This window comes from Furfurilactobacillus curtus (assembly GCF_054657915.1).
In genome coordinates this window covers 244,448-270,068 of the sequence record NZ_BAAHXU010000001.1, presented here as the reverse complement: position 1 = coordinate 270,068, position 25,621 = coordinate 244,448, and the positions used below count along the sequence as shown (strand labels likewise).

Genomic DNA, 25,621 nt, shown 5'->3' with positions numbered 1-25,621 from the left:
GAGTGAAACCAACTGGTGCGTCGCTTTTCTGCTACAATTTACTTTAATGTAATTTTATAAAATTATGCAAGGCCACAGACGTCTTGCTCGTCAATAAAGTGAGGTTTTGATGAATGGAGCAACTTTTTGAACGGCGTCCCTCCGCCTGCACGAGTATTTTAGTAGGCCGTTATGCAACTCTCGACGGCTCGATTATGATTGGTCGCAATGAAGACAGTAAGCCTTCCTGGCCTAAACATTTCGTGGTCCACCCCCATCAAGTATTTGATACCCCTCAGCCATTTCAATCCAACGATAATGGTTTTAAGGCAACCCTGCCTAAAATTGCTTTACGGTACACTGCCACACCTGAATGGACGCCAAAATTCGGGCTGTTTGAAGAAGATGGGATTAACGAAGCCAATGTCGCCATGTCGGCAACCGAAAGTGCCTATTCGAATTCAACTGTCTTAGCCGCTGACCCCTTCGTCACCGATGGACTAAACGAAGAAGCTATGGTTACTGTGGTCCTCCCATACATCACGACCGCGCGCCAAGGAGTTAGCCGTTTGGGTTCACTTATTGAGGCCGCTGGTACCGCAGAAACGAATGGGATTTTATTTGCAGATCAACAAGAAGCTTGGTATATGGAAACTGGGGCTGGTCACCAATGGGTTGCTCAGCGTATTCCAGATGATGGCTATGCCGTGGTTGCAAACCAATTGGCCATCCAGGAAGTTGATTTCGACGACCCGGATAACTTCATGACTGCCTCTGGACTTGCCGAATTTGTTAAAACTAATCGATTGAATCCAGACCAAGATGGCTTTAACTGGCGACGAATTTTTGGAACGCACACCGTGGCAGACGAACACTACAACACACCACGTGTTTGGGCTGGTCAGCGGTTGTTCAATCCCAGTACTGTTCAAGATCCGATGAATCAGGAATTACCATTCATCCGTTATCCAGAACACAAATTATCCGTCCACGATGTTCAAGGTTTTCTAAGCAACCATTATGAAGGAACGCCTTATGATCCGGTTGGACAGGATGAACAACATAAACATGACTTTCGTCCGATTAGCTTGGCTAAGACACAGGAAGCCCATGTGCTCCAGTTACGGTCACAAAAAGATCAACCCAATTTAGTTGGAATTCATTGGTTGGCAATGGGCGTGGCCGCACAGAGTTCATTTGTACCATTCTACAGTGCCGTTAACGATACACCTGCCGCGTATCAGCAGGGACAAGCCACTTATTCGCCCACCAGCGCTTACTGGACCTATAAACTGGCGGGCATCTTGTGGGATGCACACTATCAACACTTCAATACGCTTTATCAACGCGTACAAACTGATTTAGCTGCCCAACTGGCCGCTCAACTGCGAGCTACCGACCAGATTGCTATTCAACAGGCTTCAACTGATCAACTCGTTTTTTTAACTAAATCAAATGAACGGATGGCTAAACAAGCGTTAACCGCGTACCAGTCACTAATCGGGCAACTAGTGACTGAAAGTACTGATTTTTCACCACTCAATTTCAAAACGGATGAAAAATTATAAAGGTAATATTCAATCGTGGAATAAATCAAGCTCGATGACATGAAATGAGGTTTCACAATGGAAAATGAATCAAGCAACAAGAAGACCTTAACGCTTGGTGCACTTGTTTTAATGATCTTTACGACTATTTTTGGTTTTGGTAATACCCCCACGGCTTTTGAGCAAATGGGCTATGGGGCAATCTTCTGGTATTTGTTAGGCGCACTACTATTCTTCCTGCCGAGTGGCTTGATGTTTGCTGAGTATGGTGCCTCTTTAAAGGGCTCTAAAGGTGGGATCTACTCCTGGCTAGATGCCTCAATTGGGGAGCAGTGGTCCTTTATCGCGACCTTTATCTGGTTATCCGCGTGGATCATCTGGCAAGTTATGATTTCCCAGAAAGTTTGGATTACGCTTTCAACAATTTTGACGGGCAAAGATACCACGCCAAGTTGGCATCTTTTCGGATTAAACTCCACCCTAACAATTGGCTTACTGGCCATTTTGTGGATCATTGGTATTACGTGGGCGGCCTCTCGAGGCATGGAATCCATCGCCAGAGTCTCTTCGGTCGGCGGAATAGCTGTTATGGCATTAAATGTCATCTTAGTGCTGGCGAGTTTAATTATTCTAATTGCCAATCATTTTCAGCTGGCCCAACCTATTAATCACTTGTCGGACTTCGCGACTTCTCCAAATCCGCAATTTCAAACCCCAATTGCCATGATCAGTTTCGTGATTTATGCCATTTTTGCTTATGGTGGTTTGGAATCAATCGGTGGGGTAACCGACTCACTCGATCAACCAGAAAAAACCTTCCCGAAAGGAATCTTGATTGGGACTTTGGTGATTGGGATTGGTTATTCGCTAACGATCTTCTTATGGGGAATTTCGACAAACTGGAGCATGGTTATTGCTCACGGAAATGTCAATTTGGGTAACATCACTTATGTCTTGATGGGAAATCTGGGTGACGTCTTAGGGATCGCACTAGGCCTGAGTGTATCCAGTGCCCATGTCCTTGGTGAAGTCTTTTCCCGTTTTGCTGGAGTCAGCATGTTTTTGGCCTACCTTGGTTCTTTCTTTGTGTTAATTTACTCACCCTTGAAATCTTTCATTTTAGGATCACCAAAGGCACTTTGGCCAAAGAAAATGACGCGCCTGAATCGCCATGGCATGCCTGAATTTGCGATGTGGATGCAGGCAGTAGCTGTGATCGTATTTATCACTGGAATCTCCATTGCCTCAGTATTAACTCATCAAGACGCTAAATTTTTCTACAATGTTTTAACTTCCATGAGCAATGTGTCAACGACTTTGCCATACTTGTTCTTAGTTGGCGCTTTCCCCTACTTTAAACGAGAAGATTTGCCACGTCCGTTCGTCGCTTATCACTCACATCGCTGGATGCTGTTTGTCGTAACGCTAGTTATGATTACTTTGAGTGTCGGGATTGGCTTTACTATTTTACAGCCCTTCTTAGTTAAAGATTGGGTAACCGCCATTGCTACCGTTGCTGGTCCGATCATTTTCGGTGGCATCGCTTGGATCTTCTATGCCAACCGGGAAAATAATTTAGACGATTAGTTTGAGGTACCTTAGGCTGGAAAAGCCTTTAATTTTGAAACTATTCCCAATGCACTTTCTCCTTATTCTCAGTGTTTGCAAAAATTCAAGTCACGTACGCTTTGAGAATCAACTTAAAATTAAACAAGCTCCGAAATAGTCCACAATAAAAAAAGCACGTTGGATTGACGATGATTAGTCAATCCAACGTGCTTTTTAGCATAGATCAAGCGCAAATCTTAACGACGTGCTTCCTTGATCCGAGCCGCTTTACCATGTAAGGCACGTAAGTAGTATAACTTACTACGCCGAACGCGACCATGACGGGTAACTTCCACATGATCAACTCGTGGTGAGTTAACTGGGAAGGTTCGTTCAACCCCAATCCCGTTACTGATCTTACGAACAGTGTAGGTTGCTGAAATACCAGCACCATGACGCTTAACGACAACCCCTTCGAATAACTGGATCCGCTCACGGGTCCCTTCAACGATCCGGGCGAAGACCCGTACAGTGTCACCGGCGCGGAAATCAGGCATGTCATCGCGTAATTGGCTAGCGGTGATCTTTTCAATTAATTGGTTCTGTCTCATAATGAGCTTCCTTTCACTCGAGGTTCATTCACAGTCGCGCTGCCAGCGGAACATCGGTATTATGGGCTAAATCGCCACAAAAAAGCGTACCACAAAACTCGAGTGGTTGTAAAGCTAAATTCCTTTACAACCCAGACTAAAACACAAATCATAATCCATTTCGTACGCTAGACATTAATAACGATCATTTGCCACGGGTTTCTTCATCAATAATATCATTTAATAAACGCTGTTGTGCCGTCGTGAGGGTTGCTGAAGCAAGTAAATCCGGGCGTCTTTGATACGTGCGTCGTAATGATTCACGCATGCGCCACTCATCAATCAATTGATGATTACCGTTGGTTAAGACTTCCGGTACCAACCGCCCCCGAAAATCAGCCGGTCGCGTATATTGAGGATATTCAAGCAACCCATTGCTAAAGGAATCACCAGGGGCTGAATCCATGTTTCCTAACACATCGGGAATCAAACGCACGGTCGCATCAATCATGACCATGGCGCCTAACTCACCCCCGGTTAAAACATAATCTCCCAGTGATACCTCATCAGTCACTAGTTCGCGAATGCGTTCGTCATAACCTTCATAATGTCCACAGATGAAGGTTAAATGTGATTCCGTCGCAAATGATTCGGCCACCTGCTCCGTAAATGGAGTTCCAGCTGGATCTAACAAAATAACCCGTCCACGATTTCCCGCATCCTGCTCAACATGATCCATCGCGTCAAAAATCGGTTGTGGCATCAATAGCATCCCTGCCCCACCACCATAGGGAGTGTCATCAACGTGATGGTGGCGATCGGTGGTAAAGTCGCGAAAATCAGTGACGTTAATGTCAAGGATTCCCTTATCAACTGCTTTGCCTACAATCGACTCTGTTAAAGGGCCACTAAACATATCAGGGAATAAACTTAAAATGTCAATCCTCATCATCTAGCCCCGCCATCATCTCGATATTGATCGAACCTGCTTGAATATCGACCTTTTTGACGACTGGATCAATAACCGGTAATAATAGATCTGACTTCCCAGGACGTTTAACAACCCATACGTCATTGGCTCCCGGCGCCAAGATCTCTTTGACAACTCCAATTTCTTGTTGGTGTTCATCAATGACACGTAATCCAATGATCTCGTGATAGTAATATTGACCATCCGGCAACGGTTGCTGCTGCGATTCGGTTACATACAATTCAGATCCCTTGTATTGCTCAACCAAATTAATATCATTTAAGCCCTTAAATGTCACCAGGATAAAAGATTTGTAAGTCCGCGATGAATCAATTGTCAGTGCTTCTTGTTTGGCCCCTGGTCGATTGGCCGTCACATAAACCATTTGACCATTAGCGAAGCGCTGCGTGGGGAAATCCGTGGTGGCAACCACACGTAGTTCGCCCTTTAAACCTTGGGTGTTCACGATTTTACCGATATTATAAAAGGCCACAATGAGTCCCTCTTTCATTCTGCTTGTCTGGCGATCGCAATCGCAAATCTATATCTATGCATAGGTTAGTTTAAACACGAATAGTATCAACTGAAAAGACCCTATCTCCCAAATTTCAGGAAATAGGGTCCACAAATGGAACGAGGTGTTTAAGCATTAGCAGCACAAGCTGGCAACAACTTCACCAGACTTGAATAAACCAATGTCTTACATATTCTCATCCATGATTAGTAGTCGCACGCGTCGATGATCGTTCGTCCGCACGCTATAAACCACTGTTCGAATTGCCTGAGCAACCTGACCATGATGACCAATAACAGCCCCAATATCACGGGGATCAACCTGCAGAGCATAGTCCGTGAAACGTTCTCCAGGTTTAACTGCGACCGTGATCGCATCAGGATGATCGACGAGTGGCGAAACAACAGTGACAATAAATGTCCTGACTTCTTCACTTGTTAATCGGTGCTCCTGATTAGAATTCATGCGCTAATCGCCTCAAATTACTTCTTAGTGAACTTAGCTTCGTGGTACTTCTTCATAATACCTTCTTGAGAAAAGATGTTTTTAACTGTATCAGAAGGTTGCGCACCATTGTTTAACCATTGCATTGCTAAGTCTTCGTCTAGCTTAACTTCAGCAGGGTTAACTAATGTGTTATAAGTACCAATCTGTTCGATAAACCGACCATCACGAGGTGAACGAGAATCAGCAACCACGATACGGTAGAACGGACGTTTCTTGGAACCCATACGTTTTAAACGAATTTTTACAGACATTGAAAATTCCTCCTAAATTTCTTAACGAGTCTTAGTTTAGCCAACCATCCGGGTGGTGTCAAGGAGTTTTTCTTTACACTTAAAATCTTCCTCCTGTCGGCTACATTGATCAGAAACTCATGTTTGTATAATTTCTGCTAAGAAGGTTAAACTCTGGTCAAGATTTATATGAACGGTCGGTTGTCTAAGCTTGATATGGTAAATTAACCGTAATCAAGTACCTGTGAATTCACCTGATGAAGGAGTCACTTATGCAAAACAATTCCGAACCTCAGATCAGCTTTACACATCCGCAACTTAGAATCGTTAAAACTGATGCCATCAGTCGCCCCACCAATGCGCGACTACTTCAAGCTGCTGGGGCACGTGCCATTGACAGTCGTGGCACAGACATTACTACTCATTTAAACGCCAATTTAGAAAATATTGACTTCTCAGTCGCTGGCCAGCATCAAGTTCCAGTTGCCGTAATGGACGACCGGGGTAATGTCGGTCGTGCCTATTTTACGCTAACGATTGTCAATACTGAAGCTGATTTAGACGGTCGATCCCCTATTGTCGTTGAATCGGCCCCTGCTTCTGCGGCTGCTAGTCAAGCAGCGACGCAAGCTGTTAAACCAAAATCTAGCCATCGGCGGCGCAATATGATCATCGGTGGATTAATTGCCATCATTGCCCTAGTCCTCATTATTTGGGGTGTCAACGCGCATAATCAGGCCCAAAATGAGGCAGCGATGGCTTCAGCGGCCAGTTCCTCAGCGGCTGCTGCTTCATCGTCGTCTGAAGCTTCTTCTCGTCAAGCAGCGCTAACGTCACAAAATAGTGGTCTATCAAGCCAAGTCTCAAGCTTAAAAGAACAGGTCAAGGCATTGAACTCAATGACCAAGCAATTACAGCAAGCGGTCACAGATTACAAAACTAGTAATGACAATGCACAGTATCAAGCCACGATTGCCTCGCTACAACAGCAGGTCAGCAATTTGCAAACCCAGGTATCACAGAGTAATGCTAATGCGGTTGTGCGTGGTACAGTTAGCTCTCAGTTAAATAAGCTATCCGACACCATGTCTGATATGGCTGACAGTACCTCCCCAACACAGGCCAGCGATACCCTAAAGGACAGCGGTGTAAATGGAATTATTAGTAAATTAGAGTCCTTAATCAGTTCGTTTTAAAGCACAGATTCGCCCCACAGAAATTCAACGCTCCACTAAAAACGCACCAGGCGACCATGGAAGTGGTCCGGCTGATGCGTTTTCTTTTGCTGATCATGTTTATTCAATGCGCTCAATTATTGAGGTTAAAGGGGCTAAACCGATAGCGATAGCCATGAGGATGGTGGGTCAGACCCGTAATTGACACTGTATATTGATGACCATTAATCACCATGAATGGTGGTCGGTAAGTGACGATCATCGCAAATTGCCCGTAATGTTGGCTACGATTGACGTGAACATTGTGCGCCCACTGCCGTTGATGTGTCGTGTCATCGCGAATTTCGACCCGTACTCGACCACTAGTCGCCGCATCAAGCGTAAAGTTGCTTGACCAATAAATTGGGTGGTCATGCTGCTGACTCACTAACATCGCTCGTGGAAACACACCAGCTGACGGATAATTAATAACTTGATTACGATTAGGTGTGATCGCTCGCTGACTCTGATCGGCAAAATAAATATTACTATAGCCAAAGGTCGATTTAGGCCGGTGTGCAATCCCAATGCCAATCGTGTGCACGACTGGTGAGAGCAACCAGGCACGATGTCCGGTGTTATTTCCTTCCACATTAAAATTATCCCGTAAATAATTTCCCATCGTTTGATCGATCCGTTCTGACATCACCATTTGACCGATATTGCTCGTCTCGGTCACTTGCTGCCCAACCGCCCACTGATTTTTGGTGACCAACTTAGGGCGCCGTTGTTTGATTAACCCATGACTAAATCCGTCGGCAGCTGCCATATCAGCTGCCGCCAACTGAGCCTGGTTGTTGGCGTTTAATCCATAACGAATACTCGGCAGACCCACGAGGGCTCTGTAAAAATTGACATAATCAAGTAACTCTCGTTGGTAAGAAGCTCGCAATTGACCAGCCTTCAGTTTAGGTGAAAAGCGTGGCCGTTGCTGATAGATATCATGATCAGAATAAGCTCGTTGACTAAGTTGATTATACCGATGTTGCCACTGCTTGATCTGTTGGGCTTGTGCTTGCGTATAACCTGCCACTTTTGCGGCCTGAACCGATGAGCCAACATTGCCGATAGCAAACCATAAACTGACCGCCACGATTAATATGAAACGTCCATGGAAATGAATATCACACTTAAAAATAAATTGTTTTTGTATCATTTTCTTTATCAAAATTACCTCGTCTAGTTGCCGGTATCATCCAAATCTTCTGTCAGCGGATCTTTAGGTTTGGCTAACGAGAGAATAAACACCGTACTTAAAATTAAAGCGCCACCAATGATTTGAGCGCCGTTAAAGCTCATCTTTAAGAAGATTACCGATAAGAGGGTCGCTGACAGTGGTTCAAACGCATCTAGTAAGCCGGCCGCCGTGGGTGAAATGAAGTTTAAACTGCCCAAAAAAGTCATGTAGGCCAAGCCAGTCCCAAAGATGACAATGAAACCAACGCCCAGCCACTCTAATCCCGATAGTTGTGGAACATTTACCCAAAACGGATGAATAACTGAAAATAGTAAGCCACCAAGCAGCATTGACCACCCTACAACAGTTAAAGTGTCATAGCGTTGTAGTAAACTGGCGGGCAACAAAGTATTGACAGCACCCGCTAAGCCTAGTAATAATCCAAATGTCAGCGCTAGTGGCGAGATGGCTAAATGCAATAAATGCCCCTTCGTCACCAACATCCAAGTGCCAAACAAGGCCAGACTGACCGCTAATACATCTGCAGGACGGGGGAAATCATGATGATAAAAAATGCCCCACAAAACAATCATCACAGTCCCTAATGTTTGCATAATCGTAGCAGTTGGCGCACTGGCAACTCGGACCGTTAAAAAGAAAATATATTGAACAGCCCCCATACCGACAATTGAAAAAATCACCATCAAGATCGCATCGCGGCGATGATGCCACAGATCAAAAACATGACGGCCTTGTTGTCGTCGGACCCACAGCAAAATCAAACAACCAGAAATCAACATTTTTAAACCCGTCAACCACTCTGGTGAAACCTGCCGATGCTGAAATAGAAATTGTGAAATTGGACCGGAAACACCCCATAGGAGGGCACCTGTGCTGGCCAAAATAACGCCCAATGTTTGTTGCTGCTTTTGTTTTCGAACCACGAGTACCTCTCCCTATGCTGCTCACTAGCTTAGCCGACAAATAACGATAGTAGTTTTAGTATAACAAGATTTGACTTGCAGATGTCCGTTGTTTTCAACGCTAACCTATGTTATTGTAAACCACAATCTAATTAAAACAGCTTATATAAGCGTCGTAATTGGTCGACTCGTCTCTACCCGGAACCGTAATTTCGGACTATAAGCCATTGTCGTCGACCACTGTCTCTTTTTTTGACGGTGGTCTTTTCTTTGAATGCATCATTGGCGTTAGTCATGCAAAAATTATGATGATCTGGTTATGGTCGAGCTACTCTAAAATTTCAAGCCCACGAAAAGGAGTTCTCCTAACATGCCACAACCCACTGATATTGTTGTCGATTATGAACTCGCTAACGCCAACGTACTCGATGTTTACACCCAAACCTTTTGCCAAACGACATTGTGGATTAACAATGGCTTCATCATTGGTGATCGCACTGGTCTCAAATTTCGAGCGAAAAAACGGTTTGATTTAACTGGTCAAACTATTGTTCCTGGATTCATTGATGCGCATATGCATATTGAAAGTTCATTACTAACACCTAGCCAACTTAGCCCACTATTAATAAGTCATGGCGTGACTAGCGCGGTTGCGGACCCTCATGAGTTAGCCAATGTTGCTGGCCAAGCAGGAGTGAGCTATCTAATTGATGATGCGAAGCAAGCCAATGTCGACTACTTTTTCATGTTACCATCGGCTGTGCCCTGCGACCCATTTGAACACGCCGGGGCTAAATTAACAGCCGCTGACTTAGCGCCACTTTATCACGAACCAATGGTTCACGGTCTTGCTGAAGTGATGGATTTTCCGGCTTTAGTTCATCAAGATCCCGACTTAATGGCCAAAATTGCTGATGCTCATCGACGAAAGCTACCGGTGGATGGTCACTTGGCCGGTCTCAGTGGCAGTCAGTTGTTAGCGTATCAGGACGCCCACATTCGCAGTGATCATGAGGCAACTACCCCACAAGAACTCGTTGAACGCTTGCGTGCCGGTTTTTACGTTTATTTGCGAGAAGGTACTGTCGAGCGAGATTTGTTAAATCTCTTGCCAGCAGTCAATGCGCAAAATGCAAATCGCATTGCTTTTTGCACAGACGACAAAACGGTGACTGATTTAGTTCAAGAAGGTTCCATTGATCAAAATATTCGCTTAGCCATCGCTAATGGCCTAACCCCAGAGCTTGCCTACACCATGGCTAGCCTTCATGCTGCCGAAGGTGAACAGCTGGCTGACAGAGGTGCTTTGACAACCGGGATGGTCGCGGATTTAGTCATCTTACAAGATGTTGAACATGTCACCATCAACCGTGTCATGAAGGCTGGTCAATGGCAGTCAGTGGATCCAAAACCAATAACAGCAAGGCCTTACACTTTAACCCACCTCAATCATCGTTGTCAGATAGAAGACTTAGCGTTAAAAGTTCCTGAACGGCTAGCCCGCGTGATTGGTGTCCAGCCAAATCACATCACCACCAGCGCCCTAATCAAACAAGTTGCCACCAATTGCGGGGAGTTTTGCTGGGATGATCAATTAGATGTACTCAAAATGGCGGTCGTGGAACGTCATCATCATACAGGGCACGTTGGCGTCGGCTTAGTCAGTGGCTTTCAACTGAGACGAGGGGCCTTTGCCAGTAGTGTTGGGCACGATTCACATAACTTAATTGTTGCTGGAACCTCCGATAGTGCAATGATGCAAGCCATTTCGGCGATCACTGAATTAGATGGTGGATTAGTCGTCGTCGATGGTAATCTGATCACAACCTTACCTTTACCGGTGGGCGGTTTAATGAGTTCGTTACCGGCCCAACAGGTCAATGATCAGTTATTAGCCTTGCATCAGGCCTTTCGTCAAATCGCGCCTACCGTCAATTTTGATCCGTTCATTACGCTATCTTTTTTAAGTTTACCTGTCATTCCGACATTAAAACTGACAGACCAGGGACTCTATGACTTTACCAAGGGGGCTTTTGTTCCCGTCGCAATCACCCCTACTCAAAAATAATCGATTGCATAAAAAAGACCATCCTCGCTTGAGGATGGTCTTTTTATCGACTAAAAATTAGTCTTTAACAACGTTGGTTGCTTGTGGGCCACGGTCGCTGTCTTCAACATCGAAGGTTACATGTTGGCCTTCGTCCAATGTCTTGAAGCCGTCGCCTTGAATTGCTGAGAAGTGAACGAATACATCGTCACCGTTTTCACGAGTAATGAAGCCGTAACCCTTGTCAGCGTTAAACCATTTAACAGTACCTTGTTCCATAAGAATGAAACCTCCATGCGCACCAGCGCAATTATAATTTTGCATCTAAAGCCGGGCGAGAAAGGTTGTCATTCCAAAGAACTAGTACACTTACTACCGAACTATCAATACAATGACTACACTGTAACGCTATTTTTTAATTTGGGCAAGGATAATCAACAACTTATTCAACAAAAATTTTGCGCCGTTATCGAACTGCTTTTGCAACAAAAAGTTGACTGGCAAAATCCCCGTGGGTCAATGCACCACTTGCGTCAGTCTGTTGGCCGATCCAGAGTCCCGCATTCATTAACTGACTGCCGGCTATCACTGGTCCATCGTTGATTCGATATAACTGTGTCTCCTTTAACCCAGTAAAACAAATCCGGGCACTAGCCGGGTTTGGTACCGCAAGAACTTGATAGCGCCCAACGATCGCCGTCTGTTGGTCATCACTAACAACCTCCCATGCAGTGACATTCCCTGCAAAAGGACTCTGCAAACGATAAAAGGTGCCCCGTTGGAAAAGATCACGATATTGACGATAAAATTTAATTTGCTGGGCGATCTCAGCCCGTGCTGCTGCCGACAAAGACGTGATATCAAGCTCATATCCCAAATCGCCAAAATCTGCCACCGCCCCACGCGTTGCTAATGACGTCACGCGGTTAATTTGGGCATTGGGCACTGCAGACACATGCGCGCCCATCGTATTGAGCGGATAAACGAGCGATGTTCCCCACTGAATTCGCAAACGTTCCATTGCATCGGTATCGTCACTGGTCCATGCTTGCGGCGCATAGTACAAAAGGCCCGTGTCAAACCGTCCGCCACCTGATGCACAAGATTCGAACAGGACATTTGGAAATGTTTTAGTAAGCCGCTCATACAGCTGATAAACACCGAGAATGTATCGATGACCAAATTCTAGCTGCCGTTCGGCTGGCAAGGCCGGACTGTACGCCTCCGTCATGTACCGATTCATATCCCATTTAATGTAATCCAACTGGGCCGCATTGATCGCTGAAGCCATCTGTTTAAAAATGGCCTCGACCACCTCAGGCCGAGAAAAATCTAGAATGAATTGATGACGTGACGGACTCATTCGTCGCTCTGGTACCTGAATCACCCACTCCGGATGTCGCTGATAAAGTTGGCTTTCAATCGAAATCATTTCTGGTTCGAACCATAGGCCAAACTTCAGGCCTAAGTCATGGACTTGATGTGCCAAGCCAGATAAACCATGCGGTAATTTCTGCAAATTAACTTGCCAGTCACCCAGGGAGGTCGTATCATCATCGCGTTTCCCGAACCATCCATCGTCCAATACAAACAATTCAATTCCTAATTGCTTGGCCTTTTGCGCAAATTGAACCAGTTTCGACTCATTAAAGTCGAAATAAGTTGCTTCCCAATTGTTGATTAAGATTGGCCGATCCTCATCAACCCATCGTTTTGGAATGAGATACTGACGCAAGAATTGGTGAAAATGATGACTCATCTCAGACAACCCATTGTCCGCATATGTTAGCATGGCTTCCGGCGTCTGAAAACTTTGTCCAGGCGTCAAGGTCCACTCAAACTCGAAAGGATTGATACCAATGGTGACCCGGGTTCGTTCATCTTGATCAACTTCGGCCTGCGCTAAAAAATTACCACTGTAGATTAGGTTAATCCCGTAAACAGACCCACTGCGTTCAGTCGCTTGTGGATTTAAGAGAGCGATAAAAGGGTTTTGCTGTGCGCTGCTTGCGACACGCGTACTACTGACGGATTGGACACCAGAGTGTAGTGGTTGGCGAACCACCTGCCGTTCTCTGGCCCACGCTCCGGAAAGTTGCAACAAGTCATACGGGGCCGTCGGAAGATCCAGAGCTAAACTCAAGGCGCGAGGCACCTTTAATACTTGCTGCCCCTGATTCTTGAAGGTTGCACTACGAACGATTACATCAGCTTGTTCAAAGACGGTGTAATTTAAAGTTAGTTGTAGGCCACTTTGTGCTTCCTGAAAATGAACTTTTAATGTTTGGACGTGGCGATCACCGACTGGGGCGCTGGCCGAAGGTAATCCATTTAATTCTAACTTACCATCAGTAATCTCATCGCCGACAAATTGCCATTCCGAGATCCGCGCGCCATTTTCATATTGAATTTGATACGCAGGATAATGAAAATCACCATGGCCAAAGCCAGGATATTCTTGCATGATCCGATCGCTGGAAAAATCGGCTTGCTCAGCTGATAAGACTGGTTCTAATGATTGCACATCACGTTGGCGTAGCTCTGCAAAATTAACAGGCTCTGCCAACCGAGGACCGTAATAAAAGTGCCCTAACTCACCGTTTTCGAGCAACCCCATCAAATAGCTAGTCGATTGGGTCTGTAAATGATAATTATGTTGTTCATCCACTGTAATTGCCATTGGTTTATAAGCTCCCTTTCAATCGGTAGTTTAAACACTTTCAGTGTACCGATTTTTGAAAGCGATTTCAAAGGTAGCTTTTTCCCCTAAATGATCTTAAGAACGTTCGACACTTTGAACCCCATGCTCATTGATTAACTGTTCGAATAATTGATTCAATTGTTCTGGTCGTTGCGTCACTGCATCTATTTCAACCGTGACGGTCGTTTGAGTAATTGCACTAATATCTAGCTGAATTTGTGACAACCCAGCCACCTGCAACTGATGTTTTAATTGCGCTAACCCGTCCGGTGTCTGGTTAAGGGTTAGTTTAAAATGGACGTGTAATCGTTTCAAAAAATATTTTAATAACCGACGTTCCCGAAACAAGAATTGAACGGCCACGACAACTAACATCGCGGCTAACGCGATAAAATACAACCCGGCACCTGCTGCCATACCAACCGCTGCAGTCGCCCATACTCCGGCAGCGGTGGTTAGTCCATTGACATTGTCTTGTTTAACCAGAATGGTCCCAGCACCGATAAAGCTGATTCCACTGACGATTTGAGCGGCAATCCGTGACGGATCCAACACAACGTCGGATCGCGTCAACACGTCAGCAAAACCATACTTTGAGACGATCATAATTAAGGCAGCGCCAACGGCCACGATAATGTGTGTGCGAATGCCTGCATTTTTTAAACGGCTAGACCGTTCGTAACCTATCAAACCACCACAAGCGGCTGCTAGGAGTAAGCGAAGGCACCAATCAAGTTCTAATGGCATCGCAAAGTCCTCCTGAAATCTTTATGCCACTTTATCATAACAAAATTCAGCAATGGTCGAAATTTTCCCGACCACTGCCCGATCCACTCTCTAATTGATCCGCTTTATGCTATGATCAAATTGTTGGTACGCTAAATCCAAGTGACCGGATTATTAAGGAGGAGTTCAATGGAAATCGGTCCATTATCAGAATGGGTCGCGGCCGTCGCTGAACTGTTAGCGGTCTGTGTTGCCCTATTTTTACCTTACATAAATAATTTTCGGGAATCTAAACGTCGTCAAGAAAAATTTCGCAAAACAATCGTGACCTTGGCTCAAGGTGCCTTGCATCAGGATCAAATGGCCCAAAAACAATTACAACGCTTCGTCATGATCGCTTTTTTCATCAGTTCAAACCCCAAAGAACAGGATATTGTAGAAATAGGCATGCAAATCGACACCTTATTGCAGCACCAACCCTTAGATGACGCTCAAACAGCCCAACTGATTGACCTAATTGACAGTCTCAAGTGTTCCAAGCTAAGATCTTAACCTTTTCTTTAGCCAACCAACCATTCTGTGTTGTTATGCTTACACTACCAATTTTTGGAAAGAAGGCTGCACATGAAACGATTCAAATGGATCCTGGTCGCATTAGTCATCCTGGTCGCTGTTGGCATAGGGATTGACCATCAAATCACCTATGGCGGACACGCCTACTATATCAAAGTTAGCGACCCCATCAGTAAATCTGGATCAGCCAGTCAGGGAGCGCAATCGGTATTTTATAAATATGACCAAACAGGTTTCGATGATCAAGGCGCATCTCAACGACTCCAATTCCACAGCGTAAAGTCAGACAATACGCCCTTGAAGAAGGGGGTTTACTTGAAAGTCATTTATTCAAAGGAAAAGGGCGTTAAATCCTACACTGTTGTTAAACGCTCACAAATCGCCAACAAAGCACTAACCAAAATTGATCAATATCAATAATGCTGGCAGATTTCAGACAATCAAGCCAATCTTGAGCTAAAAAAGCCATCCGTTTATGGATGACTTTTTTTCTTGTCACATTGAAATTGTTAATCATTCGCCAAAAAGTAGTTTAAAGGATTTATGCGAATAATTCGAACAGCTAACAAACCCTTTTATATTATTGGTTAATGTACTCCTTAGTTGAAGCAATAATGTCTTGCAGCCCTTTCTTCGCATCTGAGAAGAACATTTGAGTGTTGTCTAAGGAGAACAATGGATTTTGCACACCAGCATAGCCGGTACTCATGGACCGTTTAATCACGACCACAGACTTCGATTTATCAACATCTAAAATTGGCATACCAGAAATGGCATTGCCTGACTCTCTAGCCAATGGATTGGTGACATCATTAGCACCAATGACTAAAGAAACATCCGTATTTTCAAACATCGAATTTGCTTCTTCCATCTGCTTCATCTGGTCATAGGGCACGTTGACATCAGCTAATAACACGTTCATGTGACCTGGCATCCGCCCGGCCACTGGGTGAATCGCATAGTTCACGTTAATCCCGTTATCCGTCAATAACTTGGCCAATTCAGCAACTTCATGTTGAGCCTGTGCTGCAGCTAAACCATACCCAGGTACAATCATGACATTTTGCGCATAAGCCAATTGTAGACCAACGTCATCAGCGCTGGTTTCTTTAACGTTGACCGGTACATCCTCGGCAGCACTGTTACTACCACTGTCACCAGTACCAAATCCACCGGCCAAGATATTCGCGACCGAACGATTCATCGCATCAGCCATTTGTAACGTTAAAATAGTTCCGGCTGCACCCACTAATGCCCCAGCAATTATGAGCACTTGGTTGTCAATAACAAACCCAGCAAAGGCAACGGCCAAACCAGTAAATGCGTTTAACAGCGAAACAACTACTGGCATATCTGCCCCACCGATTGGCATGGTCATGAGCAGACCAAAAACCAGGCTGGCAACTAATCCGAGTACGACAAACCAGATATTGGTCGGTTCACCCATCATTAACCAAGCCGCAATTAAAATCGCAACTACGATTAAGGCGTTGATCAACCGCGCCCCAGGAAAGGTAATCGGCTTGCCAGAAACATGACCCGATAATTTCCCAGTAGCAATTAGTGAACCGGAGAAAGTAATCCCCCCAATCACCACATCCAAAAAGACAGGCAAGGAAAAGGCCAAGTTAAGGCTAGAACCGGCATCTTTAACAATATAGTCAAAGATCCCAATGACGGCGGCGGCACCACCACCAACAGCGTTGAATAGACTAACCAGTTGAGGAACATCGGTCATCGGGACTTTGCGAGCTCGCACCACACCGTACCAAATTCCGAGGGCCAATCCAGCAATGAGCACTACCCAGCCAATCCCGGTAATCTTACCTTCAGCAATAATCGTGATAATAATCATAATTACGGCTAAAAACATCCCGATTGCGGATAAACCATTCCCTCGACGGGCGGTCTTTGGTGATCGCATCAGGTGAACCCCGATGACATAACAAACGGCCGAAACTAAGTAAACCAGTGAAGACGTTGTCACTAATGCGTTCATTTGTGATCATCCTCCTTTGGTTGTGAATTTTTAGGGCGGTTAAACATCCCTAACATCCGGTCAGTAACGGTATACCCACCGGCCACATTTACGGCCGCAAAGAAGGCGCCAAAAAAGGCTAAACAATAAAATAACCAATTATTTGCTTCAGCCGCAATGACAAAGGCACCGACGACAACGACACCGTGGATCGCGTTCGCACCAGACATCATCGGGGTTTGTAACGTGGATGGAATTTTACTCATGACTTCAAATCCAACTAGTAAACTCAACACAAAAATGGCTAAATTCGCATATAACTCTTGGCTCATGACTGATCGGCTCCTTTCGTCTCTGTATCTGCCGCCACTGTTTGATCTGGCCGACTTGACGTCCGTTCAGGCAAATTCATGGCCCCTCTTAGACGGTTGCTAATAATGTCACCGTTGTAAGTTGCCAATAGTTCTCCTAAGACATCGTCATCAACGTCAAAGCTTAAGGCTTCTTCTTTAGTCACATAGTTAATCACGGCTTGAACGTTTTTTGAAAACATATCTGAAGCCGCTGCTGGTAGTTGACTAGCCATATCACCAGCACCAATAATTTGTGCGCCAGCTGGTGTCATCACCGTTTCATTCGGCTTAGAACTGGCCACGTTGCCGCCCAAGTCACTAGCTGCTAAGTCAATGAAAATCGTGCCTGGTTTAGCTTCATCGACAGATTTTTGCGTCACCAATAATGGTGGCTTCCGACCCGGGACCTGCGCCGTCGTGATGATGACATTGTTTTCCGCAATGAATCCAGCCAATTCATCCTGTTGCTGCTGCGTCTCTTCCGGTGTTAATTGACGAGCATAACCACCTTCACCGGCGCCAGAGACAGAAGTCGTCAGGAATGTGGCCCCCAGTGATTCAACTTCACCGCGTGAGGCAGGACGCACATCATATCCGGAAACAACAGCACCCAGTCGTTTAGCAGTCCCGATGGCTTGCAACCCAGCTACACCAGTACCCAAAACAAGCACTTTAGCTGGTTTAGCCGTTCCGGCAGCCGTAATCATCATTGGGAAGTAGCGAGAGAACTTGTCTGCTGCCACTAAAGCGGCTTTGTAGCCCGCCACACTGGATTGAGAACTCAAAACATCCATGGTTTGGGCCCGAGAAACCGTTCGTGGCAATAGTTCAAAAGCTAATGCTGTCACCTTTTGTTTGGCTAAGGCTTTAATGCCATCCGGATCAGTTAACGGTGCTAGTAACCCAATCAATGTTTGTCCAGCAGTCAACTGCCCAATGGTCGTTGCATCTAGTTGATTAATAACCGCGATTAAATTTGACTGTTTAATTGCATCGTCACGACTAACCAGTGTTGCTCCGGCATCTTGATAAGCCTGATCAGGATAAAATGCATTAACACCCGCACCTTGTTCAATTAACACTTCATAGTTGCCCTTAACCAAGCGACTGACAACATCCGGGGTTAGCGCAACCCGGTTTTCGCCAGTTGCCTCTTTAAGTGCAGAAACTACGATCGCCATGTAACATCCCTCCATCTTTTAGAAATATTTCACAATACCAGCATAGCGCTTACATTGATGAATCACAATTGTTTTAACAGTAATCTGTTCATAAGTTCTTGCTTTTTAAACGACTCTTCAGTTCTGTTACACAAAAAACAAAATTCTATGACGATTACTGACAAAATGTACACCAAGCAAAGCAGTATGGCCTAAATCCCAATACTGTTCCGTAGCACGAAATTCAAAAAAGCTGACCATGATTTGGTAGATACCAAGTCATGGTCAGCTTTATGAGTGAACGCATCCATTAGCGACTACGTTTATTCTTTTTAATTCTTTTTTTCTTATTCTTACGCGTTTGACGAACCATCCGATTAACCGCCATCTTGCCTAAGCGCCCAGAGATTCCGGAGCCGCTGCCCATCATGCCGCCTAGACCACCAGGAACTAATTGGTCTAAAGCACCCATGTTACCGTTGGACATTTGTTTCATCATTTTCTTCATCTGATCAAACTGTTTAATAAGTCGATTAACCTCTTGAATTGGTCGCCCAGAGCCTGCAGCAATCCGACGACGACGACTTGGATTCAACACATCGGGATTTTCTCGTTCTTGCGGTGTCATTGAATAAACGGTTGCACGCATATGAGCTAAATCTTTGGGATCGATCTGCGCATTAGCGATTGCTGGATTGTTCGCTAGGCCGGGAATCATCTTCATGATACTCTCCATGCCACCCATCTTATTCATCTGATCCATCTGATCGAGAAAATCATTGAAATCAAAAGAATTTTCCCGCATCTTCTGTTCAAGATCAGCCGCCTGCTTCTCATCAGAAACCTGTTGCGCTTTTTCAATTAGCGTCAACATGTCCCCCATCCCCAAAATTCGAGATGCCATCCGGTCGGGATGGAAGGTGTCTAGGGCGGACATCTTTTCTCCCTCACCGACAAATTTAATTGGTTTACCGGTGACAGCCCGGATGGACAGAGCAGCTCCGCCACGAGTGTCTCCATCTAACTTAGTCAAGACTACGCCGGTAATATCTAACTTATCGTCAAAACCAGTTGCCGTATTAACGGCATTTTGCCCAGTCATGGCATCAACGACTAATAAGATTTCATTTGGATGCGCTAATGCCTTGATATTAGCCAACTCATCCATCAATTGTTCATCAATTTGGAGTCGACCAGCCGTATCAATGATGACGTAATCGTTCTTATTTGCTACCGCTTGGCCCAGCCCCTGGCGCACGATCTCAACGGGATCAACATCTGTCCCTAATTCAAATACAGGCACATCGATTTGATCAGCCACTTGTTGTAACTGATCGATCGCAGCCGGTCGATAGACATCGGCCGCAATGAACAAGGGACGCGCTTGCTGTTCATTCTTTAATTTATAAGCTAACTTGCCAGCAGTGGTGGTCTTACCAGCCCCTTGCAAACCAACCATCATAATAATTGTTGGAATCTTTGGTGCTTTATTAAGTTCGCTGGCATCCGAACCCATCGTTTTCGTTAATTCTTCGTCAACAATTTTAACGATTTGCTGGGCGGGATTTAGCCCATCTAGCACGTTGCTACCCATTGCACGGTCGCGCACTGTTTTAACAAATGTCTTGACTACATCAAAGTTAACGTCAGCTTCGAGCAAAGCGAGTCGGATTTCCCGCATCGTTTCGCGTAAGTCACTCTCAGAGACTTTTCCTTTTCCCCGCAAATGTTTCATTGCATTTTGTAATCGTTCTGTCAGCCCTTCAAAGGCCATAACCATTCCTCCAGTTCATGATCCGAATTGTTTAAACACTTTCACTTGTTTCTAGCTGCGCAATTAACTGTCGCAATTGGCGATCATCTGGGTAGTGTCTCACCACATAATTAGCGACCGCGTCAGCGGCCTGATTACGCCGCAAGAAGTCTGCGTAAAGCTGAAGTTTGCGCTCATAATTTTCTAAGATAACTTCGGTGCGTTTAATATTGTCATAAACAGCTTGTCGACTGACATCAAAGTTCTCTGCAATTTCGCCTAATGAATAATCTTCGCCATAATACTGTTCAACATATGCTTTTTGCTTCGCCGTTAATAGCGATTCATAAAAACCGAACAGTGAATTGATTCGGTCATTTTTTTCGATTTCCATGTACCCGTCTTCACCTCGCGATACCAAATCAGTTTACCATTTTGACCGGTTCTTGAACATGAATATCCCACTTGTAAGGTGATTTTGTGCTGGTAATTATCGTTAAAAATGATTTCATGCTAATCTTAACTTATTAAAGTTCACCGGAGGCTCGTCTGATGAAACAAAATCGATCGTTAACTGGATTTGGTTTTTTTACCTTAACAGCTGCTATGCTAATGTCTGCCGATGAGTATCCCGCCTTTGCCCAATCTGGCTTAAAGGCCACCTTGTTCTTAGGCGTTGCCGGCTTGCTATGGTTTTTGCCGGTCGCTTTAGTTTCCGCGCAACTGGCAACCATGCCAGGTTGGGGCGATGGCGGCGTTTATACCTGGGTCAAGGGTGGCCTTGGTCAGCGCGCAGGCTTTATTGCCGTCTTTTTCCAATGGTTACAAATTACGGTTAATTTTATCACGATGATCTATTTCATCATCGGTGTGATTGCCTACTCAACACATTTCACGCAGCTAAATTCGAATCCCTGGTTAAAATTTAGCGCCTTTTTCATCATCTATTGGGTGATGACGCTTATCCAATTACGTGGCATTAAGGGAACTGATCGCTTAGTAAAGTGGACCTTTTCCTTAGGCATCGTCTTGCCAGCGATCGTGTTGCTCATTTTAGGTGCGATTTATTTGGGTCAGGGTCACCCACTGCAGTTCGATCTCAATCTGGCTAGCGACCTGCGATCGATTACTAAAGCTGGCTCGATCACCGTAATCGTGCCTTATATTCTAGCATTTACCGGGATTGAGGCCTCTGCTTCCTACATCAATAACCTACAACGACCAACGCGTAATTATCCTTTAATTATGGTTATTCTTGTTGTCTTTGCTATCTTACTTGATTCGTTTGGTGGCCTCTCCGTGGCCGCCGTCGTGCCGGCCAATGAACTGTCGCTTAACCAAGGTGTCATTGTCGCGATGGGCAAAATGGTTAAGTTAATCTTCGGTCAAACGCTGCCCATTTTGGTCAATTTACTAGGTTTGTTGATGGCCATGGGCATGCTTGGCGAGATTAGTTCTTGGATTGTGGGACCAGTTAAATCATTATTAGTAACAGCTAAAGACGAAATTCTGCCAACTCGTTGGCATGAAGTGAACCGCCATCAAGTACCGGTTCGTTTGGTTATCTTGCAAGGCGTTATCGTCTCAATTATTGCGGCAATTCTGACAATTGGGTTTGGCGGCAACAACGCGGCCTTTTCAATGGCCATGTCACTGACCGTGATGTTGTATTTGGTGATGTATATTTTATTGTTCACCGCCTTTATCTACCTTAATCTAACCAATAAAACCAAACAGGCGTCGTTTAAAATTCCAGGAGGTCGCTTGACTTGTCTTTTGATTGGCATTATTGGTCTGATTGGTTCGGTGCTCGTCTTTAGTTCAACGTTTTTGCCGACGACGAGCACCACGTTATCAACTGGCACATACGCACTGGTGATGGGCGGCTTTCTGATTGTTGTGTTAGCTGTCACCTTAATCATCTACAGTCGCCGTCGGACTAAACCAACTAAACGAAATTGGCATATTCGGCATTTACGCCTCGAAGAAGTCCCCCGCTTCACGCCAATCCAAGGTCGTGGTGAACACACCATCGAAATCGATGTGGACCCCAATATTAAAGATTCATCAGCAAACCATTGACGAATTTTTATCTGAGCTTTAAGATGAGATAGTTGTGATAGCACAACTTCCGCACCAGTGGCGCAACTGGATAGCGTATTGGTCTTCGAAACCAAGGGTTGTGGGTTCGAGCCCCACCTGGTGCATTGGTATTAACAGGGCTTCTATTTTAAGAGTGTCCCCTTTTGTCCCTTAAATGAAGCTACGATAAGTCTCGTTCTTGAAAATAAAAAATCCCGTCATAAGCTGGCAAGATAAGTGTCCTGACCACGTCTATCAGCTTTGGCGGGATTTTTAACATGCATGTTTAAAAAGACGTATTCAAAAATCCAACACAAGGATGGCCAAATTAGTCAGATAAGCACATTATTTGCTTGGCAAAAAATGACATGCTATTGTCAAATTAAGCTTAACCACAACTAGCATTGATAACAAGGAGGACCTGTTATGAGCTTAGATAATAAAATTGATGGCACTAAAGATCAAGTCACTGGCAAGGGAAAAGAACTTGAAGGAAAAGCGACTAACGATAAGGGACGCGAACTGCAAGGCAAAACTGAAGGCTTAGTGGGTAAAGCAAAAAAGAAATTGTCAGACGCTAAGGAAGATGCGAAAGATAAAATTGACGAATTGAAAGAACAAAACGATAACTAATTGACATTGAGAAGGCCAGGCGCCTTCTTTTTTTGTGTCTCGTACCTACAACAGTCGCCTTCATACGATCCAATCGATCAATTAAAACACACGACTCGCTGTAACCAAGGTAATTCGATTTGAAACCTATGCCAATCTTATTGACGTCTATTCAAAAAATGTTGTATTTTAGTTAAGTTAAATGATCTTTTACAAAATTAAGTCACCCGGATCTTCGCCTTTTTAGTAATTAAAATTTAGGCCACCGATTAACCCATGTCCAAATAAAATAGCACCTTGTTGCCAGTTAATGTCGTCCAATCGATTGTAAAAATCACAAAATAAAAATAGGAAAAAACAATGAATAAATCCCGTGTAGAAGCTTTTAACGACGCTGTGATCGCCATTATTTTGACGATTATGGTGTTGGAATTTAAAACCCCCAACTCACTTCAACTATCTGCTTTGACCCCCCAATTTCCCTATTTAATTTCCTACGCGATTGGCTATTTGTTCATTGGGACAGCTTGGTATAATCATCATTTTATTTTTAGCAAAACCAAGGTCCTTTCAAAACGCATCTATTGGGCAAATAACTTTTGGTTGTTTGCCACCTCGTTCATCCCGGTCGCGACTTCTTGGGTGGGCAAAGGCATTAATGCTAGAGGTCCGGAAACTTTTTACAGTCTCGTCTATTTGCTCTGGTTCCTGTCATATTCCATCTTAAGTCGAACGATTGTTTCCGAAAATTATCGCCATGGTCATCAAGATGTTGCGCTTAACATCAAAAATACGACGGTTCATCAACTCACGATCCACTGGTATTCTTGGCTGATTCTAGTAATAGCGATGATCCTATCAATCATTTTCTTACCAGCCCTACAAATGGCAGTCATCACTGTGCAAATTTTAATCAACGCCGTTAATACTCCCAAAGACGCGGACTCATTGTTTGAATCCAATTAAAATATCTTCACGGATCTTTAATACCCTTCTAAAAAATGACCAACCCATCGTTGAAGTGCCCTACAATTGTTAGACAAAATCTAACGATTGTAGGGAAATTCATACGGGCTGGTCATTTCTTATTTACCTACATTTAAAATCGCCATAAAGCCAATAAAGACGAAAAACAAGGCATACATTAACGGATGAACTTCCCGGCCACGTTTGGCTGCAATCATTGTAATTGGATACGTAATCACACCTAAGGCCAGACCATCAGAGATACTGTAAGTTAACGGCATCCCTAACACAATTAAAAAGGATGGAATCGCAATTTCCATTTTAGTCCAGTTAATATGGGCCAAGGATTGGGCCATCAAAACACCGACGATAATCAAGGCCGGTGCAGTCACCTGACTAGTAACAACAGTAAGTAGCGGTGAGAAGAACATACCAAGCACAAACAAGACGCCAGTCGTAATTGCGGTCAATCCAGTACGACCACCGACCGCAATCCCCGCTGATGATTCGACATAAGCCCCAACTGGTGACGTCCCCAATACTGAACCGGCCAACATCGCAGTAGAGTCTGACATCAACGCCTTACCAACACGGGGCATTTGGTTGTTCTTCATGAAGCCAGCCTGCTGCGCTAGACCAACCAAAGTTCCCGCTGTATCAAAAAATGTGACTAATAGGAAGGTCAAAACAACAACCCACATCTGCAGAGAATTAATATCGCCCATATGACGCACACCAACACCAAAGGTTGGCGCCAAACTCGGTGCGCCAGCGAGTAAATGCTCTGGCAGTGGAATCAATTTCGTTACTAAACCGACGATAGAGGTGGCGACCATCCCAATGAAGATTCCGCCTGGTACCCGCATAACCATCAAGATAGCCGTTAAAATAAGGCCAAAGATTGTCAACCACGTCGTCGCGGTTGAGAAAGATCCTAAGCCGACCACCGTGTCCTTATTTGCAACGATCAAACCGCCATCATGTAAACCAATAAACGCGATAAACAATCCAATCCCACTAGAGATGGCATATTTGAGATCCGATGGGATTGCGTTGATAATCATTTCCCGTAGTTTAAAAATTGTAATGACTAAGAAAATCAGTGAAGCAACGAACACTCCCGCCATCGCCGTCTGCCATGGAATCTTCATCCCAATCACGACAGAGTAAGCAAAGAAGGCGTTAATTCCTAATGCCGGTGCAGTCGCGATGGGATACCGCGCCAACACCCCCATCAACATACAGCCAATCGCACTGGCTAATGCCGTTGCTGTGAACACCGCGCCCTTATCAACACCGGCGGCGCCCAGCACACTGGGATTAACAAACAAAATATAGGCCATCGAAATAAAAGTTGTAAATCCAGCCAAGATCTCTCGACGAACGGTCGTATGCAACTCATCAATCATAAAGTAATGATTCAGCTTTTCGCTCACAATAGCACTCCTCTGAATTATTCAAACATTGATCC

25 protein-coding genes, 1 tRNA gene and 1 riboswitch are annotated in these 25,621 nt (G+C 44.7%); of the genes, 10 read left to right on the top strand and 16 right to left on the bottom strand.

Annotated elements, in window-relative coordinates:
- The first annotated feature begins 113 nt into the window (after window positions 1-113).
- Together ACYQ0Y_RS01495 and yjeM are read left to right on the top strand one after the other, a co-directional pair.
- Window positions 114-1,547, top strand: a complete 1,434-nt coding sequence (locus tag ACYQ0Y_RS01495; RefSeq protein ID WP_407882263.1) for a C69 family dipeptidase — start codon at window positions 114-116, stop codon at window positions 1,545-1,547.
- A 57-nt stretch (window positions 1,548-1,604) separates the two neighbouring features.
- Complete coding sequence (gene yjeM, locus ACYQ0Y_RS01490; RefSeq protein ID WP_407882262.1) at window positions 1,605-3,113, top strand: glutamate/gamma-aminobutyrate family transporter YjeM; 1,509 nt, start codon at window positions 1,605-1,607, stop codon at window positions 3,111-3,113.
- A 218-nt stretch (window positions 3,114-3,331) separates the two neighbouring features.
- On the opposite strand, the gene rplS is transcribed toward yjeM, so the two are convergent.
- The 5 genes from rplS to rpsP form a co-directional block, all read right to left on the bottom strand.
- Window positions 3,332-3,685 carry a 50S ribosomal protein L19 gene (gene rplS / locus ACYQ0Y_RS01485; protein ID WP_407882261.1) on the bottom strand — a complete coding sequence of 118 codons (354 nt, stop codon included), beginning with the start codon at window positions 3,683-3,685 and terminating at the stop codon, window positions 3,332-3,334.
- Window positions 3,686-3,869: 184 nt separating this feature from the next.
- The gene (trmD, locus tag ACYQ0Y_RS01480; RefSeq protein ID WP_407882571.1) at window positions 3,870-4,613 is read right to left on the bottom strand and encodes a tRNA (guanosine(37)-N1)-methyltransferase TrmD; all 744 of its coding nucleotides are present in this window, start codon (window positions 4,611-4,613) and stop codon (window positions 3,870-3,872) included.
- Window positions 4,603-5,127, bottom strand: a complete 525-nt coding sequence (gene rimM / locus ACYQ0Y_RS01475) for a ribosome maturation factor RimM (protein WP_407882260.1) — start codon at window positions 5,125-5,127, stop codon at window positions 4,603-4,605. Before rimM ends, trmD begins: the two co-directional genes overlap by 11 nt.
- A gap of 207 nt (window positions 5,128-5,334) precedes the next feature.
- Window positions 5,335-5,613: a KH domain-containing protein gene (locus tag ACYQ0Y_RS01470; protein WP_407882259.1), complete on the bottom strand. Its 279-nt coding sequence runs from the start codon at window positions 5,611-5,613 to the stop codon at window positions 5,335-5,337.
- A gap of 17 nt (window positions 5,614-5,630) precedes the next feature.
- Window positions 5,631-5,906: a 30S ribosomal protein S16 gene (rpsP, locus tag ACYQ0Y_RS01465; RefSeq protein ID WP_407882258.1), complete on the bottom strand. Its 276-nt coding sequence runs from the start codon at window positions 5,904-5,906 to the stop codon at window positions 5,631-5,633.
- A 251-nt stretch (window positions 5,907-6,157) separates the two neighbouring features.
- Here rpsP and ACYQ0Y_RS01460 point away from each other — a divergent pair, with 251 nt between their 5' ends.
- Window positions 6,158-7,081, top strand: coding sequence for a hypothetical protein (locus tag ACYQ0Y_RS01460; RefSeq protein WP_407882257.1), 924 nt, complete (start codon window positions 6,158-6,160; stop codon window positions 7,079-7,081).
- A gap of 112 nt (window positions 7,082-7,193) precedes the next feature.
- Here the strand turns inward: ACYQ0Y_RS01460 and ACYQ0Y_RS01455 are convergent, their stop codons facing one another.
- Both ACYQ0Y_RS01455 and ACYQ0Y_RS01450 read right to left on the bottom strand, forming a co-directional pair.
- The gene (locus ACYQ0Y_RS01455) at window positions 7,194-8,192 is read right to left on the bottom strand and encodes a CAP domain-containing protein (protein ID WP_407882256.1); all 999 of its coding nucleotides are present in this window, start codon (window positions 8,190-8,192) and stop codon (window positions 7,194-7,196) included.
- A gap of 86 nt (window positions 8,193-8,278) precedes the next feature.
- Complete coding sequence (locus tag ACYQ0Y_RS01450) at window positions 8,279-9,220, bottom strand: DMT family transporter (protein ID WP_407882255.1); 942 nt, start codon at window positions 9,218-9,220, stop codon at window positions 8,279-8,281.
- A gap of 121 nt (window positions 9,221-9,341) precedes the next feature.
- A riboswitch (purine riboswitch) is annotated at window positions 9,342-9,439 on the top strand.
- 130 nt (window positions 9,440-9,569) lie between these two features.
- On the opposite strand from ACYQ0Y_RS01450, the gene ade reads away from it, so the two are divergent.
- Window positions 9,570-11,267, top strand: a complete 1,698-nt coding sequence (ade, locus tag ACYQ0Y_RS01445) for an adenine deaminase (RefSeq protein WP_407882254.1) — start codon at window positions 9,570-9,572, stop codon at window positions 11,265-11,267.
- A 57-nt stretch (window positions 11,268-11,324) separates the two neighbouring features.
- On the opposite strand, the gene ACYQ0Y_RS01440 is transcribed toward ade, so the two are convergent.
- The 3 genes from ACYQ0Y_RS01440 to ACYQ0Y_RS01430 form a co-directional block, all read right to left on the bottom strand.
- Complete coding sequence (locus ACYQ0Y_RS01440) at window positions 11,325-11,525, bottom strand: cold-shock protein (RefSeq protein ID WP_407882253.1); 201 nt, start codon at window positions 11,523-11,525, stop codon at window positions 11,325-11,327.
- 187 nt (window positions 11,526-11,712) lie between these two features.
- A complete protein-coding gene (locus ACYQ0Y_RS01435; RefSeq protein WP_407882252.1) occupies window positions 11,713-13,926 on the bottom strand; it encodes an alpha-galactosidase in 2,214 nt (737 codons plus the stop codon).
- A 96-nt stretch (window positions 13,927-14,022) separates the two neighbouring features.
- Complete coding sequence (locus ACYQ0Y_RS01430; RefSeq protein WP_407882251.1) at window positions 14,023-14,694, bottom strand: MgtC/SapB family protein; 672 nt, start codon at window positions 14,692-14,694, stop codon at window positions 14,023-14,025.
- A 168-nt stretch (window positions 14,695-14,862) separates the two neighbouring features.
- Here ACYQ0Y_RS01430 and ACYQ0Y_RS01425 point away from each other — a divergent pair, with 168 nt between their 5' ends.
- Both ACYQ0Y_RS01425 and ACYQ0Y_RS01420 read left to right on the top strand, forming a co-directional pair.
- Complete coding sequence (locus tag ACYQ0Y_RS01425) at window positions 14,863-15,225, top strand: hypothetical protein (protein ID WP_407882250.1); 363 nt, start codon at window positions 14,863-14,865, stop codon at window positions 15,223-15,225.
- Between the two features lie 72 nt (window positions 15,226-15,297).
- Window positions 15,298-15,666 (top strand): YxeA family protein, encoded by a 369-nt coding sequence (locus tag ACYQ0Y_RS01420; RefSeq protein WP_407882249.1) that lies wholly within the window; start codon window positions 15,298-15,300, stop codon window positions 15,664-15,666.
- A gap of 160 nt (window positions 15,667-15,826) precedes the next feature.
- On the opposite strand, the gene ACYQ0Y_RS01415 is transcribed toward ACYQ0Y_RS01420, so the two are convergent.
- The 5 genes from ACYQ0Y_RS01415 to ACYQ0Y_RS01395 all read right to left on the bottom strand — a co-directional run bounded on the left by ACYQ0Y_RS01415 (window position 15,827) and on the right by ACYQ0Y_RS01395 (window position 20,884).
- Window positions 15,827-17,245: an NAD(P)(+) transhydrogenase (Re/Si-specific) subunit beta gene (locus ACYQ0Y_RS01415; RefSeq protein WP_407882248.1), complete on the bottom strand. Its 1,419-nt coding sequence runs from the start codon at window positions 17,243-17,245 to the stop codon at window positions 15,827-15,829.
- Window positions 17,242-17,556, bottom strand: coding sequence for an NAD(P) transhydrogenase subunit alpha part 2 (locus tag ACYQ0Y_RS01410; protein ID WP_407882247.1), 315 nt, complete (start codon window positions 17,554-17,556; stop codon window positions 17,242-17,244). The genes ACYQ0Y_RS01415 and ACYQ0Y_RS01410 overlap by 4 nt, the downstream gene beginning before the upstream one ends.
- The gene (locus ACYQ0Y_RS01405) at window positions 17,553-18,758 is read right to left on the bottom strand and encodes an NAD(P) transhydrogenase subunit alpha (RefSeq protein WP_407882246.1); all 1,206 of its coding nucleotides are present in this window, start codon (window positions 18,756-18,758) and stop codon (window positions 17,553-17,555) included. Before ACYQ0Y_RS01405 ends, ACYQ0Y_RS01410 begins: the two co-directional genes overlap by 4 nt.
- Window positions 18,759-19,047: 289 nt before the next feature.
- A complete protein-coding gene (gene ffh, locus ACYQ0Y_RS01400) occupies window positions 19,048-20,511 on the bottom strand; it encodes a signal recognition particle protein (RefSeq protein ID WP_407882245.1) in 1,464 nt (487 codons plus the stop codon).
- Between the two features lie 31 nt (window positions 20,512-20,542).
- Window positions 20,543-20,884, bottom strand: coding sequence for a putative DNA-binding protein (locus ACYQ0Y_RS01395; protein ID WP_407882244.1), 342 nt, complete (start codon window positions 20,882-20,884; stop codon window positions 20,543-20,545).
- Window positions 20,885-21,042: 158 nt separating this feature from the next.
- Between ACYQ0Y_RS01395 and ACYQ0Y_RS01390 the strand changes: the two genes are divergently transcribed.
- The 4 genes from ACYQ0Y_RS01390 to ACYQ0Y_RS01375 all read left to right on the top strand — a co-directional run bounded on the left by ACYQ0Y_RS01390 (window position 21,043) and on the right by ACYQ0Y_RS01375 (window position 24,150).
- Entirely contained in the window at window positions 21,043-22,572 is a 1,530-nt protein-coding gene (locus ACYQ0Y_RS01390; protein ID WP_407882243.1) for an amino acid permease, read from the top strand.
- A 51-nt stretch (window positions 22,573-22,623) separates the two neighbouring features.
- Window positions 22,624-22,697: transfer RNA gene (locus ACYQ0Y_RS01385), tRNA-Arg, on the top strand.
- A 301-nt stretch (window positions 22,698-22,998) separates the two neighbouring features.
- Entirely contained in the window at window positions 22,999-23,205 is a 207-nt protein-coding gene (locus ACYQ0Y_RS01380) for a CsbD family protein (protein ID WP_407882242.1), read from the top strand.
- A gap of 339 nt (window positions 23,206-23,544) precedes the next feature.
- A complete protein-coding gene (locus ACYQ0Y_RS01375; protein WP_407882241.1) occupies window positions 23,545-24,150 on the top strand; it encodes a TMEM175 family protein in 606 nt (201 codons plus the stop codon).
- 119 nt (window positions 24,151-24,269) lie between these two features.
- Here ACYQ0Y_RS01375 and ACYQ0Y_RS01370 read toward each other — a convergent pair whose 3' ends face one another.
- Window positions 24,270-25,559: an NCS2 family permease gene (locus ACYQ0Y_RS01370; RefSeq protein WP_407882570.1), complete on the bottom strand. Its 1,290-nt coding sequence runs from the start codon at window positions 25,557-25,559 to the stop codon at window positions 24,270-24,272.
- Window positions 25,560-25,621: the final 62 nt, after the last annotated feature.

What these genes read in the sequence shown, in the direction of transcription:
- ACYQ0Y_RS01470 (WP_407882259.1), bottom strand. Translation starts at nt 5,613, where the DNA reads ATGAATTCTAATCAGGAGCACCGATTAACAAGTGAAGAAGTCAGGACA.
- ACYQ0Y_RS01425 (WP_407882250.1), top strand. Translation starts at nt 14,863, where the DNA reads ATGGAAATCGGTCCATTATCAGAATGGGTCGCGGCCGTCGCTGAACTG.
- ACYQ0Y_RS01395 (WP_407882244.1), bottom strand. Translation starts at nt 20,884, where the DNA reads ATGGAAATCGAAAAAAATGACCGAATCAATTCACTGTTCGGTTTTTAT.
- ffh (WP_407882245.1), bottom strand. Translation starts at nt 20,511, where the DNA reads ATGGCCTTTGAAGGGCTGACAGAACGATTACAAAATGCAATGAAACAT.
- ACYQ0Y_RS01415 (WP_407882248.1), bottom strand. Translation starts at nt 17,245, where the DNA reads ATGAACGCATTAGTGACAACGTCTTCACTGGTTTACTTAGTTTCGGCC.
- ACYQ0Y_RS01430 (WP_407882251.1), bottom strand. Translation starts at nt 14,694, where the DNA reads ATGCCATTAGAACTTGATTGGTGCCTTCGCTTACTCCTAGCAGCCGCT.
- ACYQ0Y_RS01410 (WP_407882247.1), bottom strand. Translation starts at nt 17,556, where the DNA reads ATGAGCCAAGAGTTATATGCGAATTTAGCCATTTTTGTGTTGAGTTTA.
- ACYQ0Y_RS01420 (WP_407882249.1), top strand. Translation starts at nt 15,298, where the DNA reads ATGAAACGATTCAAATGGATCCTGGTCGCATTAGTCATCCTGGTCGCT.
- ACYQ0Y_RS01375 (WP_407882241.1), top strand. Translation starts at nt 23,545, where the DNA reads ATGAATAAATCCCGTGTAGAAGCTTTTAACGACGCTGTGATCGCCATT.
- ACYQ0Y_RS01390 (WP_407882243.1), top strand. Translation starts at nt 21,043, where the DNA reads ATGAAACAAAATCGATCGTTAACTGGATTTGGTTTTTTTACCTTAACA.
- ACYQ0Y_RS01460 (WP_407882257.1), top strand. Translation starts at nt 6,158, where the DNA reads ATGCAAAACAATTCCGAACCTCAGATCAGCTTTACACATCCGCAACTT.
- ACYQ0Y_RS01495 (WP_407882263.1), top strand. Translation starts at nt 114, where the DNA reads ATGGAGCAACTTTTTGAACGGCGTCCCTCCGCCTGCACGAGTATTTTA.
- ACYQ0Y_RS01370 (WP_407882570.1), bottom strand. Translation starts at nt 25,559, where the DNA reads ATGATTGATGAGTTGCATACGACCGTTCGTCGAGAGATCTTGGCTGGA.
- ade (WP_407882254.1), top strand. Translation starts at nt 9,570, where the DNA reads ATGCCACAACCCACTGATATTGTTGTCGATTATGAACTCGCTAACGCC.
- rpsP (WP_407882258.1), bottom strand. Translation starts at nt 5,906, where the DNA reads ATGTCTGTAAAAATTCGTTTAAAACGTATGGGTTCCAAGAAACGTCCG.
- ACYQ0Y_RS01440 (WP_407882253.1), bottom strand. Translation starts at nt 11,525, where the DNA reads ATGGAACAAGGTACTGTTAAATGGTTTAACGCTGACAAGGGTTACGGC.
- trmD (WP_407882571.1), bottom strand. Translation starts at nt 4,613, where the DNA reads ATGAGGATTGACATTTTAAGTTTATTCCCTGATATGTTTAGTGGCCCT.
- ACYQ0Y_RS01405 (WP_407882246.1), bottom strand. Translation starts at nt 18,758, where the DNA reads ATGGCGATCGTAGTTTCTGCACTTAAAGAGGCAACTGGCGAAAACCGG.
- rplS (WP_407882261.1), bottom strand. Translation starts at nt 3,685, where the DNA reads ATGAGACAGAACCAATTAATTGAAAAGATCACCGCTAGCCAATTACGC.
- yjeM (WP_407882262.1), top strand. Translation starts at nt 1,605, where the DNA reads ATGGAAAATGAATCAAGCAACAAGAAGACCTTAACGCTTGGTGCACTT.
- ACYQ0Y_RS01380 (WP_407882242.1), top strand. Translation starts at nt 22,999, where the DNA reads ATGAGCTTAGATAATAAAATTGATGGCACTAAAGATCAAGTCACTGGC.
- ACYQ0Y_RS01435 (WP_407882252.1), bottom strand. Translation starts at nt 13,926, where the DNA reads ATGGCAATTACAGTGGATGAACAACATAATTATCATTTACAGACCCAA.